Raw genomic sequence first — 12,272 nt, forward strand, 5'->3', positions numbered from 1 at the left:
GAGTAGTCTGGACTCTCGGAGCGACCCACGCGCGTGCGCACCTGGGCGCCGAAAGGTCAAACGCCAGTCATCCAGTTTCATTTCAACTGGAAACATGTCTCGGCCATCGCGGGCCTGAGTTATCACAACTGCCTGTTCCGCCTTTACGACGGCGCGATCAAGAGTGCACAGATCGTGGAGTTCCTCAAGGCGCTGCGCGCGCACCTCAAGCGCCGCCTGATGATCATCTGGGACGGCGCCGCGCAGCACAAGAGTCGGATCGTGCGCGACTACCTCGATAGCACTGATGGTACCGTGCAGATGGCCTTTGTCCCGCCCTACAGCCCGGACCTGAATCCAGTGGAGTATCTCTGGGCCTGGCTCAAGCGACATGCCCTGGCCAACTTCTGTCCACACTCGCTCACCGAACTCAAACCGACCGCCCGCCATCGGCTGCGCAGCGCACAGCAACGCGCTAGCATCATTGCCGCGTGCTGGAAGCAGGCCGAGTTGTGGTGATGTCATCATTTATACAAGGATCAATAAGCTGCGCGTCGATCGCAGATAAGTGAAAGATCGGCCGCCACGGAAAGCCAAATGGTATCTGTTAGATACCTATCTGGTATCGGTTAGGTAACCCCAAGCGTTCTCTGTCCCCTCGAATTGCCACCCGCCGAGTCCACCACGTTCGTCACGCAGTGCCGCTGGCAGTGGGATCGCGCTCCGGGCCCGCCACCACGCCGGCATCATGCAGCCGGCCTATGGCGGCGCCGTCCAGCCCCAGGATTTCATGCAGTACCTGGTTTGTATGCGTGCCCAGCAACGCGGCCGGCAAAGTTGCCTCGCGCTCGATCGACGGAACCCGCACGGCCGCTCCGGCCGCAAGATGTTCGCCGATCCCTGGCGTCGCAATGCGCTCGAACACCGGATTGGCAAGGCTGACACGCGGATCGCCGGCCAGCAACTCGCCGACCGTGCTGTAGCGGCCCCAGCAGACCTTGCGCGCTTCCAGAAAACGCTCCGCCTCGGCCTGCGTGCGGGTGGCAAACCAGGGTGCGACCAGCTCGGCAATGGCCTCGCGGCAGGCAAACCGATCGGCCTCGTCGCCCAGGTTCAGGCCGGTACGCTGCTCCAGCGCAGTCACCTGCCCGGCAATGCCGCAAGCCTCCACCAGCGCTTTCCATTGCCCGGCCGAGATCGCTGCCACCATCAGGCGGCCGCCGTCCAGCGTGCCGAAGTCGCGGCCGAAGGCACCATACAGGTGGTTGCCGATCGACGGCCGCTCCTGCTGCAGCAATTCGGCCTCGGCCAGCAGGCCAAGATGCGACAGCATGGTGAAGGCCATGTCCGACAGCGCCAGCTTCAGCTCCGCGCCTGCGCCCGTGCGCCGGCGCTGCTCCACCGCCGCGACCACGGCAAAGGCGGCCTGGTACGCGCAGGCAATGTCCCACGCCGGCAGCACATGGTTGACCGGCCTCTCACGCGACCCGCCGCCGGTGACAGCCGGATATCCGGTGGCGCAATTAACCGTGTAGTCCACCGCCGTGCTGCCGTCGCCGTTGCCCTGGATGGTGCAGCTGATCATGTCCGCGCGCCGCGCGGCCAGCGCCTCGTGCGCGAGCCACGGCGTGCCGATATTGGTCAGCAGCACGCCCGCATCCGGCCCTGGCGCCGTCGCCAGCGCCTGCACCAGCTCGCGCCCTTCGGGCTTGCGCAGGTCAACCGCGATGCTTCGCTTGCCCTTGTTCAGCGCGGTCCAGTACAGGCTGCGCCCTTTGCCGTCGGCCTGCGGCATGCGCGGCATGCGCATGTAATCGATGCCGCCGCCGATCATGTCCACGCGGATCACGTCTGCGCCGAACTGCGCCAGCGTGAGGCCGGCCAGCGGCGCCGCGATGAAGGCCGAGCTTTCGATCACGCGCAGCCGGTTGAGGAAGGGGTAGGTCATGGGGGCGGTCCGGTTCGTATTGGCTGCGGCGTCAGGCGCGTTCGAACACGGCGGCGATGCCCTGCCCGCCGCCGATGCACATGGTTTCCAGCCCATAGCGCGCGCCGCGCCGGCCCAGCTCATGCATCAGCGAGGTCATGATGCGCACGCCGGTGGCGCCCACCGGATGGCCCAGCGAGATGCCGGACCCGTTGACGTTGAAGCGCTCCGGATCGTTCCAGCCCCAGCCCTTGGCGCAGGCCAGCGCTTGGCAGGCAAAGGCTTCGTTCAGCTCCACCAGGCCCATGTCGTCGAAGCCCAGCCCATTCTTGCCGAACAGCTTCTTGACAGCCGGCACCGGGCCGATGCCCATGTGCGACGGCTCGCAACCGGCCACGGCCCAGCTATGCAGGTAGCCGATGGGCTCCAGGCCGAGTGCTTCCAGCTTGTCCTCGGTCACGATCAGGCAGGCGGCAGCGGCATCGTTCTGCTGGCAAGCATTGCCCGCGGTGACGATGCCGTCCTTCATCAGGGGCTTGAGCCGCGCGAGCTGCTCGATGGTGAGATCGCCACGGATGCCCTCGTCCTCACTCACGATCAGCGCCTCGCCCTTTCGTTGCGGCACGCTGACCGGCACCACCTCCTGCGCGAACTTGCCGCTGGACCACGCGGCGGCGGCGCGCTGGTGGCTGCGCAGCGCAAAAGCGTCGGCCTCCTCGCGCGAGATGCCGTAGTCGCGCGCCAGGTTCTCGGCGGTCTCGATCATGCCGGAGATACGGCCAAAGCGGGATTCGGGCTGCGAGCGCTCGCGCCCGCGCTCCAGGCGGTCATGGAACTTCACGGTGCCGGCGCGCTTGCCCCAGCGCATGTCGGTGGTGTAGTACTCCACGTTGCTCATGCTCTCGACGCCGCCGGCCATCACGACATCGGCGGCGCCGGTCTGCACCATCATCGCAGCCGTGGCGATGGCTTGCAGGCCGCTGCCGCAGCGGCGGTCCAGCTGCATGCCGGCAACGCTGATGGGAAAGCCGGCCTGTAGCGCCACCCAGCGGCCTGTGCAAGGCACTTCGCCGTTGGCGTAGGAATGGGCGAACACCACATCCTCGATGCGGGCCGGATCCAGGCCCGTGCGCTCGACCACGGCGCGCGCCACGGTGGCGCCGAGTTCTTCCACGGAGATGCTGCGCAGGCTGCCGCCGAACGCGCCGATCGGCGTACGCAGCGGGGAGACGATTGCGGCTCGTTTCATGATGGCGTCCTTTGTTCTTGATGCAGTTCGTCAGTGCCGAACCGCGGGGTTTCCCTGGCGAAGAAGGCACGTACGCCTTCCTGCGCTTCCTTGGAACTGAAGACGCGGTCCGACAGCGGCAGTGCCCGCCGCATGGCCTCGTCTTCGGTAGTGTCAAAGCTCAGGTCGATGGCCTGCTTGCACAGCGCCAGCGCCAGCGGCGGGCGCTGCGCCAGCGTGGTGGCCAGCGCCAATGCGGCTTGCAGCGCCTGGCCCGGCGGCGCCACGCGATTGACCAGGCCCCAGGCCAGCGCGGTGCCGGCGTCGATGGCCTCGCCCAGGAACATCAGCTCCTTGGCACGCCCTTCGCCCACGCGACGCGTGACGCGCACCGGGCCGCCGCTGCCGGGGAACACGCCCAGCTTGATCTCGGGCAGCGCGAAGCGCGCCGTCTCGTCCGCCACGATCAGGTCGCAGCAGACCGCGATCTCCAGGCCGCCGCCAAACGCCAGGCCATTGACCGCCGCCACCGTCGGCTTCGGGAAATCGTCCAGCCGCCCGAACACCGCATGCTGCAAGGCAAGCTTGCCCGGCACGATCTGCCCGGGCCGCATCAGCGGCCGGAACTCGGCGATATCGGATCCCGCGCAGAAGGCACGGGTGCCGGCGCCGGTCAGCACCACGGCGCGCACGGCGGGATCGCGTTCCAGCGCGTCCAGGGCACGGTCAAGCGCCTCGGTCAGGCCGCGGAAGACCACGTTCAGCGGCGGGTTGTCCAGCATCAGCGTGGCAATGCCGTCTTTGGCGGAGCAACGCACCGGCCCTGCCGAGATCTCAGCCATAGCGCCCACCGGTCACATGCAGCACTTCGCCGGTAATGAAGCTGGCGCGCTCCGAAGCCAGGAAGGCCACTGCATCGGCGATGTCGCCCGGCCGGCCAACCCGCTTGATCGGCTGCGCGGCGACAGCCCGCTCCTTGATGGTCTCGTAGGTGGGCAAGGCCTGCACCATCTCGGTTTCCATGAAGCCAGGCGCCACGCAATTGACCGTCACGCCGTAGCGCCCTTCCTCCAGCGCCAGCGCCTTGGCCATGCCGATCAGCCCGGCCTTGGCCGCCGCGTAGTTGGCCTGCGTGGGATTGCCGAGGTGCGCGCGCGAGCTGATGTTGATGACCCGTCCCCAGCCCTGTTCGATCAAGCGCGGCATCACGGCCTTGGTGGCCAGGAAGGCGCCCTTGAGCATGACCTCCATCACCAGATCCCAGTCCTCCTCGGTCATCTTGACGAGGTACTTGTCGCGTGGAAAGCCGGCGTTGTTGACCAGGATGTGCACCCCGCCAAAATACGCGACGGCTTCATCCACCAGCCGCTGCACGTCGGCGCTCTTGGTGATGTCCGCGACGATGCAATGCGCCTGCAAGCCGTCGGCGCGCAGCGCGGCGGCCGTGGCTTCGGCCTGCTCGCGCAGAATGTCCGTGATCACCACCTTGACGCCCTCTTGCGCCAGGTGGCGTGCCGTAGCCGCGCCCAGCCCGCGGGCCGAGCCCGTGACGATGGCGACTTTGTCCTTGATCTGTAGATCCATTCGGTTCTCCTCGGAATACGTGTATCGGGATGACTGCGCAAGCAGCGTCAGATTGGAGCGGGCGGCTGGCCCAGGTCCACGCGCCCGGCGTTGAGCACCACCACGCCGCGTTCCAGCGCCGTGGTGCGCAGCGACACCACCGGGCCATCGACCCAGATCGCCGTGCGCAGCGTTTCGCCGGGCAACACCGGGGCCGTAAAGCGCACCCGCATGCCGCGCACCGTCGCGGCGTCGTAGCCAAGCACGGTTTTCAGCACGGCGTGCATGGCGATGCCCATGGTGCAAAGGCCATGCAGGATGGGCCGTGAGAACCCGGCCGGCTGCGCCACCGCCGGGTCGGCGTGCAAGGGATTGAAGTCCCCGTTGAGTCGGTAGAGCAACGCAGCCTGCGGCAGCGTCGCCAGATCGCACACGGCATCCGGCTCGCGCTCGGGCATCCCATGCGGAGGCGGCGGCGAGCCCGCCGTGGCGCCGCCGGCGGCAAAGCCGCCATCGGCGCGCAGCATGGTTGTCTGGGTGACGGTGGCCAGCAGGTCGCCGGTGGCCGCGTCATGCACCTGGCGCTCCTGCATCATCAACGCGCCTTTGTCCGGGCCTTTGTCGTATAGCGCGGTGACCTTGTTCCGGCCAACCACCCGGCCCTGCGCCGGCAACGGACGGTGCAGCACGAACGCCTGCTCGGCATGCACCAGCTTCTGCCAGGTGATGCCGGTGTCCGCTTGGTCGGCCCAGAAGCCGCTGTAGCCCAGCACGTTGACCAGCGTGGGCAGCGCCTGCAGGCCGCCGCGCGCGTGCTCATAGACGTAGCGCAACTGGCCCGCGTCCAGCGGATCGGCGCCCAGGCCGATGCCCAGCGCGTAGCACATGCTGTCGCGCGCGCTGTAAGCCTGCTCGACGGGCGCAAACTGGCGGCTGAGGAGTTGCTTGGGATCGAGAGGCATGGCGGATCTTCTGGTCGATGGTGATTGCGTCAGGCCTGCGCTGCGGCGCCGCGGATCATGTTGCGGGCGATGACAACCTGCTGGATCTGGGTGGTGCCTTCAAAGATGCGGAACAGGCGCACATCGCGGTAAAAGCGCTCGATGCCGCTGTCGGCCACATAGCCGGCACCGCCAAAGATCTGCACCGCGCGGTCGGCCACGCGGCCGCACATCTCGGAGGCAAACAGCTTGCAGCAAGCCGCCTCGGTGGAGACGTTCAGGCCGTCGTCGCGCTTGCGCGCGGTATCGAGCAGCATGCTGCGCGCGGCGTACAGTTCCGCCTGGCTGTCGGCCAGCATCGCCTGCACCAGCTGGAAGCTGGCAATCGGCTGGCCGAACTGGCGGCGCTCGGTGGCATAGCGCAGGGCATCGCGCAGCATCCGCTCGGCCACGCCCACGCAGACGGCGGCAACGTGGATGCGCCCCTTGTCCAATACCTTCATCGCGGTGCGAAAACCCTGCCCCGTGTTACCGGCGCCGCCGATAATGCGGCTGGCCGGCACCCGCACGTTGTCGAAGATCACATCGCAGGTATGCGAGCCGCGCTGGCCCATCTTGCGGTCCCGCTTGCCAAAGCTGATGCCCGGCGTGCCGGCGTCCACGATAAAGGCGGTGATGCCAGCCGCGCCCGGGATGGCGGCGTCCGTGCGCGCCATCACCGTGAAGATGCCGGCATAGGGCGCATTGGTGATATAGCGCTTGGTGCCGTTGATCACGTAGTCATCGCCGTTTGCGCTCGCGGTGGTACGCAGGGATGCGGCATCGGAGCCGGCCTCCGGCTCGGTCAGGGCGAACGAGGCCAGGATCTCGCCGCTGGCCAGGCGCGGCAGGAATGCCTGCTTCTGCGCATCCGTGCCATCCATCAGGATGCCTTGCGAGCCGATGCCGATGGTGGTGCCGATCAGCGAGCGGAACGCCGGCGAGGTCTGGCACAGTTCGATGGCGGCAAGCGCCTCTTCTTCGGTGGTGAGCCCCAGCCCGCCGTACGCCTCCGGGATGGTCATGCCACACAGGCCGAGATCCTTCATGCCTTGCACGATGCGCGGCGGGATCTCGTCGGTTTCGTCCACCAGGCGCTCGGCGGGCACCAGTTCCTCGCGCACAAAGCGCTGGATGCTGTCGAGCAGGGCGTTGAGGGTTTCGGCGTCGCGAATCATCGGGGCAGCTCCGTCACCTCGATCACGGCGTCGACGGCAAAGGCGCCCTGTCCTTGCGGCATCGCAAACACCGGATTCAGGTCCACCGATTGCAGGCGCGGGCCAGCCTGGTGCGCAAACACAGACAGCCGCGCCAGCATGCCCGCCAGCGCCTTGATATCCACCGGCGGCTTGCCGCGCGCGCCCAGCAGCAGCGGCGCGCCCTTGATGGAGCGGATCATCTGCTCGGCCACGTCCTCGCCGAACGGGCAACGGTGCAGCACCACGTCCTTCATCACTTCCACAAAGATGCCGCCCAGCCCGAACATGGCCACCGGGCCAAAGACCGGATCGCGCTGGATGCCGAGAATGCACTCCACGCCGCCGCTGAGCTGTTTGGCGACCAGCACGCCTTCGAGGCGCGCGCCCGGCACGGCCTCCTTGCCGCGAGCAATCAACAGGCCGAAGCCGGCACGCACGCCCTCGGCATCGGTGATGTTCAGCAGCACGCCGCCGATCTCGGACTTGTGCTGGATGTCCGGCGACAGGATCTTGAGCACCACGGGATAGCCCAACACCTCGGCCGCCGCCACCGTCTCGCTGGCCGTGGCGCAAGCGCGTTCCGGGGCCACGGCGATGCCGGCCTGCGCCAGCACGCGCTTGGCCTGCGCCTCGCTGGGCGTGCGTCCCGGCAGGTCCACAGCGGGCACCGCGGGCGGCGGCAAGCTGGGAGCCCGCTCAAACGCTTGCCCAAAGCGGCCCATGGCTTCGATGGCCACCACCGCGCGGGTGGGATCCTCGAATACGGTGAAGCCGTCGGCCTCGTACTCGCGCACACGCTCGGGCGAGGCCAGCACCGACAGCAGGTAGAGCCGGTCAGGATGCTTGTCGCGCACGCCCTTTAGCTGCTCGCGCAGGCGCGGCGCGATCGAGTCGGCGCCGCCTGTGTAGGTAAAGAAACCCAGCACCGACTGGTAGCCGCCCTCGGCCACCACCGCTTGCGTGAAGCGCCCCGCGATGGTCATGTCGTTCAGGAACTGCGCCGTGCAGTCCACCGGGTTGCGCGGCGCGGCAAAGGGCAGCAATGCTCTCAGGTGCTCCTGGGTCGCAGGGGGCATCTCCGGCATCGGCAAGCCGGCCACTTCCGCCGCGTCGGAAATAATGACGCCGGCGCCGCCGCTGACGGTAATCACGCCCAGGGAATTGTTGGCAGGATAGATGCGGCGCGTGGCCAGTCGTGCCACGTCGAGCATATGCTCGGTGGAGCGCGCCCGCACCACGCCGAACTCGGCCAGCACGGCATCGGTCACCGCGTCGTTGCCGGCCAGCGAAGCAGTGTGCGACTGCGCCGCCGCGCTGCCCACCGCGCTGGTGCCAACCTTCATCATGACCACCGGCTTGCGCGCCTTGCGCGCGGCCTCCAGCGCCTGCATCAGGCGCTGCCCGTCGCGGATGCCCTCGGAGTAGACCGCGATCACATCGGTGTTGTCGTCGTCCACCATGGCGTGGACGATGTCGCCCAGGCTGATGTCGCTCTCGTTGCCGCTCATCACGCAGGCCGACACGCCGATGCCTGCATCGCGCGCAATGCCCAGGATGTGGCTGCCATACGCGCCGGACTGGCTGGCAATGCCGACCCGCCCCGCCACCGGAAAGCCCATTTCCACCACCGAGGTGAAGCTGCCGTAAAATCCGGTGCCGGGATTGACCACGCCCAGCGAGTTCGGGCCAAGCAGGCGCATGCCGTATTTGCGCGCCGAAGCCACCATGCGTTGCTGGATCTGCGCGCCCTCGTCCCCGGCCTCGGCAAACCCGGCGGAAAACACAATGGCCGCCGCCGTGCCGCGCGCCGCCAGTTCCGCTACCACGTCGGGCGCCAGCTTGGCGGCCACCGCCACGATGGCCACGTCCGGCGTCTGCGGAAGGTCGGCCACGCTGGCGTAGGCTTCCAGGCCCTGGATGGTGGCGCGACTGGGGTTGACCGGCATCAGGCGGCCCTGGTACCCCTGGCTGCGCATGTAGTCGATAGGCCGGCCGCCGATGCGCAGCGGATCGTCCGACGCGCCGATGACGGCGACGGAACGCGGGCGAAGGAGACGGACAAAGGGATTACGGTCTGGCATGGCGAGATCGCTTGCAAGAAAAACAGTGGCGGCGGAGAGGGACGAGGAAAAGAAAAGGAGCGGATCGGGCCGGCGCGGCAGTCGCCCCTGCCTTCGCAAATCTGGCTTATTCGACTTTGGCGCCGGACGTCTTGACGACCTTTGCCCAACGGTCGATCTCCGAGCGGATCAACGCGCCGAACTGCTCAGGCGTGCCCGGCGACGGCTCGAAGCCCTGCGCGCGCAGGCGCTCCTTCATCTCCGGCGCGTCCAGCGCCTTGTGGATCTCGGCGTTGAGCTTGTCAATGATCGGCTTGGGCGTGCTTGAGGGCGCCATCAGCCCGTTCCACGCCAGGGTCTCGAAGCCTGGCACGCCGGACTCTGCCACCGTTGGCACATTAGGCAGCAGCGGCGAGCGCTTGGCGCCGGTGATGGCGATCGCACGTAGCTTGCCGCCATTGACCTGCGGCAGCGCCGAGAACATCAGGTCCATCACCAGCTGGGCATTGCCCGCCATCACGTCCGCCATGGCAGGCGCGCTGCCGCTGTACGGGATGTGGGTCATCTTCACCCCGGCCATCGAGCTCAGCAGCTCGGTGGCCAGGTGCGTGGACGAGCCGTTGCCCGCCGAGCCGAAGTTGATCGATCCCGGCTTGGCCTTGGCCGCGGCGATCACGTCCTGCACCGTCTTGTAAGGCAACGACGGGGTCACCATCACCAGCATCGGGCCGCGCGTGAGCTCGCTCACCGGCGTGAGATCGGTCTTGATGTTGTAGCGCAGGTTCTTGTAGAGCGAAGGGTGGATCGAATGCCCGGTCGTCACCAGCAGCAGCGTGTAGCCGTCGGGCGCCGCGCGGGCCACCTGTTCCGCGCCCAGGTTGCCGGAGGCGCCGGGCTTGTTTTCGACCACGAACGGCTGGCCCATGCTGTCACCCAGCTTCTGCGCCAGCAGGCGTACCACGATGTCATTGGTGCCACCCGGCGGGTAAGGCACGACGATCTTGACGGGCTTGGCAGGAAAAGTCTGCGCTAAGGTAAGCGCGGGCAAGGTGAGCGCGGCGGTGGCCGCAACGGCAGCGGCAAGCCAGCGTTTCGTGCTGATCATCGATTGTCTCCGGTCTGAGGTCAGGCGCGGCCAAACGTGTGCCTGGCGCCCTCGGCTTCTTTGTGCCTGTTTCAGAAACAATCGTAAGCAATGCCATATACTTAATCCAATACTTTACATGCACCGAGCTATACACGAGGTATATGGATGGACCTGCGTCAACTCAAGCAATTCGTCGCCGTCGCCGAGACCAGCAGCTTCAGCCGGGCGGCAGAGCGGCTCTTCATGGCACAGCCGCCGCTTTCCGTCGCCATCCGCAAACTGGAGGAAGAACTCGGCACGCCCTTGTTCGAGCGCACTGCCCGCGGCGTACGGCTGACCGCCCCCGGCGAAGCCGCCCTGCAAGCCGCCAGGAAATGCCTGCAGAATGCGGAAGAAGTCAGCGCGGCCGCGCGTGCGACCGCCAGCGGCGAAGCCGGACGGCTACGCATCGGGTTTATCGGCTCGGTCACGTTCGGGTTGCTGCCGCGGCTGATACAGGCGTTCACCAAGCGCCACCCGCATGTCAAGCTGGAATTGCGCGAAGGCACCAACCTCGAACTGCTATCGCTGGTGGAAAGCGGCGAGCTTGACGTGGGCTTCGTGCGCGTGCCCACCGCCCGCCCGGAGAACGTCCGCTTCCAGCTGATCCAGACCGACGTATTCTGTGCCGCGCTCCCGCGCGGCCACGCCCTGGCCAAGCAGAAGCAGGTCGCCTTGCACGACCTCGCCGACTACCCCCTGATCGGCTACACGCCCTCACGCGTGGGCGGCCTGCAAGCCGCGGTGTCGCACCTGTTCGCACGCGCCGGCATCAGCCCCTACATCGCGCAGGAAGCCGTACAGGTGCAGACCGTGGTAGGGCTGGTGGATAGCGGGCTCGGGGTCGCCCTGGTGCCGTCTGTCAACGCATCCCACTCATCGGGCCGCGTGGTATTCCGCCCGATCTCCGACCTGCCGCCGGATGCGTCGATCGGCATTTCGCTGGCGTATCACGCGCTGGCCGAAACCGCTGTCACGCAACGTTTTCGCGAGAGTATCGAGGCAACGACGGAGAAGGCGCCTGGGGCCAGGCGGGAGGTAGTTAAGCGGAGCGGAGGTAGGCGCCAAGGGTAACGCGGCCGGCCTACGGCTACACGGACTTCGCCCATAGCAACTAGGAGCAATCGTACCTTTCGTGCCTGTATGGACCCGACGCCTTTTGCAAGCTTCTTGTTCGTGATGTCGAAACGGTCTGCATGCATGTATCCGGCTTGCACTTGGACGATAGCCGAAGCACGCCCGCAGCCTCGATGAGATCCGCGCACCCTGTCCTTAGCAAAATCGCGGCGTGCCTGATAGCGGCCGCCGGCACAAAAAACAGGCTTCAGGATGCTGGTTCAACCAATTCGTCATCGCTTTGAGAAGCTTCGCAAACCTGCGTGGGTATCTCCTTCCTTGCAAGCGGTTTTTTGGGCTATGCGGCGGCGCTTCGCGTCATAAAGGTCGAGTCGCTACTGAGCAGCGCCTGGATGACACGCGCGTTCTTGTTGGCCAGCGCGACCGCCGCGCAATTGTGCCCGCGTCGCGCAATCAGTTGCTGCAGCCAGACGCTCTGTGGATCGGATTTTTTCGCTGCATAGCGCAGGACTGCCCGCGCGCCGTGGATGAGCAACGTCCTCAAGTATGTGTCACCGCGCCGGCTGATGCCGTGCAGTCGAGGCTTGCCCACTGAGGAGTACTGGCGTGGTACCAGACCGAGCCAGGCCGCCAAATGTCGGCCGTTCCTGAATTGCTTCGCGTCGCCGACAGCGGCGACCATGGCTGTGGCGGTGATCGGACCGATGCCGGGCACTTCCGCGATCTTTTTGCACAGCGCGGAATGCTTCATGGGGTAGCTTTGATTTCGGTGCAATATGCGACGGTTCGCAAGCCCAGCAGCGACGCGGGGGCTCATCCCTAAGTTATTGATTTTTTGAGGTTTGCTGTTCGCTTCTGCTTGGCGTATCGTGTTTGGCCCAATGCACGGGAGGCGCACGAGATGCAAGGCTGGCAGAGCACCTTTTTGGGCGCGCGCGAGGTGCCGCGTGAACTCAGCAGTTTCGAATTGCAGACGTTCTTCACATACAGCCACGCCGAGCACGAATTGATCGGGCGACGGCGCGGCCCAACGATGAAGCTGGGCCTGGCGCTGCACATTGGCTTTTTGCGCATGAGCGGCTGCCTATTGGATGCGTTCAGTATCCTGCCACCAGTACTGCTTCGCCACCTCG

Annotated in this window: 10 protein-coding genes and 2 pseudogenes; 3 read left to right on the forward strand and 9 right to left on the reverse strand. The window is 66.6% G+C overall.

Translation table 11 applies throughout. The features are described from left to right. Positions 1 to 6: 6 nt before the first annotated feature. Positions 7 to 498 (forward strand): annotated as a pseudogene (locus AC1DT6_RS39030) (IS630 family transposase); the annotation flags it as partial. Positions 499 to 670: 172 nt separating this feature from the next. Here the strand turns inward: AC1DT6_RS39030 and AC1DT6_RS39035 are convergent. The 8 genes from AC1DT6_RS39035 to AC1DT6_RS39070 form a co-directional block, all read right to left on the reverse strand. Further along, positions 671 to 1,927, reverse strand: a complete 1,257-nt coding sequence (locus AC1DT6_RS39035; protein ID WP_441636946.1) for a CoA transferase — start codon at positions 1,925 to 1,927, stop codon at positions 671 to 673. A 31-nt stretch (positions 1,928 to 1,958) separates the two neighbouring features. Beyond that, complete coding sequence (locus tag AC1DT6_RS39040; RefSeq protein WP_441636948.1) at positions 1,959 to 3,155, reverse strand: acetyl-CoA C-acetyltransferase; 1,197 nt, start codon at positions 3,153 to 3,155, stop codon at positions 1,959 to 1,961. After that, positions 3,152 to 3,976 carry an enoyl-CoA hydratase/isomerase family protein gene (locus AC1DT6_RS39045; RefSeq protein WP_441636950.1) on the reverse strand — a complete coding sequence of 275 codons (825 nt, stop codon included), beginning with the start codon at positions 3,974 to 3,976 and terminating at the stop codon, positions 3,152 to 3,154. Before AC1DT6_RS39045 ends, AC1DT6_RS39040 begins: the two co-directional genes overlap by 4 nt. Next, positions 3,969 to 4,718 (reverse strand): 3-oxoacyl-ACP reductase FabG, encoded by a 750-nt coding sequence (gene fabG, locus AC1DT6_RS39050; RefSeq protein WP_441636952.1) that lies wholly within the window; start codon positions 4,716 to 4,718, stop codon positions 3,969 to 3,971. Before fabG ends, AC1DT6_RS39045 begins: the two co-directional genes overlap by 8 nt. A gap of 47 nt (positions 4,719 to 4,765) precedes the next feature. Beyond that, positions 4,766 to 5,659 (reverse strand): MaoC/PaaZ C-terminal domain-containing protein, encoded by an 894-nt coding sequence (locus AC1DT6_RS39055; RefSeq protein ID WP_441636954.1) that lies wholly within the window; start codon positions 5,657 to 5,659, stop codon positions 4,766 to 4,768. A gap of 29 nt (positions 5,660 to 5,688) precedes the next feature. Next, complete coding sequence (locus AC1DT6_RS39060) at positions 5,689 to 6,855, reverse strand: acyl-CoA dehydrogenase family protein (protein WP_477115509.1); 1,167 nt, start codon at positions 6,853 to 6,855, stop codon at positions 5,689 to 5,691. Continuing rightward, positions 6,852 to 8,957: an acetate--CoA ligase family protein gene (locus AC1DT6_RS39065; RefSeq protein ID WP_477115510.1), complete on the reverse strand. Its 2,106-nt coding sequence runs from the start codon at positions 8,955 to 8,957 to the stop codon at positions 6,852 to 6,854. The genes AC1DT6_RS39060 and AC1DT6_RS39065 overlap by 4 nt, the downstream gene beginning before the upstream one ends. Before the next feature lie 106 nt (positions 8,958 to 9,063). After that, entirely contained in the window at positions 9,064 to 10,041 is a 978-nt protein-coding gene (locus tag AC1DT6_RS39070) for a tripartite tricarboxylate transporter substrate binding protein (protein WP_477115511.1), read from the reverse strand. Positions 10,042 to 10,188: 147 nt separating this feature from the next. On the opposite strand from AC1DT6_RS39070, the gene AC1DT6_RS39075 reads away from it, so the two are divergent. After that, positions 10,189 to 11,136, forward strand: a complete 948-nt coding sequence (locus AC1DT6_RS39075) for a LysR family transcriptional regulator (protein ID WP_477104590.1) — start codon at positions 10,189 to 10,191, stop codon at positions 11,134 to 11,136. 340 nt (positions 11,137 to 11,476) lie between these two features. On the opposite strand, the pseudogene AC1DT6_RS39080 reads toward AC1DT6_RS39075, so the two are convergent. Next, positions 11,477 to 11,881, reverse strand: a pseudogene (locus AC1DT6_RS39080) (IS110 family RNA-guided transposase); the annotation flags it as partial. A gap of 159 nt (positions 11,882 to 12,040) precedes the next feature. Here AC1DT6_RS39080 and AC1DT6_RS39085 point away from each other — a divergent pair. After that, positions 12,041 to 12,272, forward strand: a 232-nt coding sequence (locus AC1DT6_RS39085; RefSeq protein WP_477115512.1) for a DUF4158 domain-containing protein, incomplete at its 3' end; no start/stop codon positions are given.

The organism is Cupriavidus sp. 01L45, assembly GCF_056399885.1.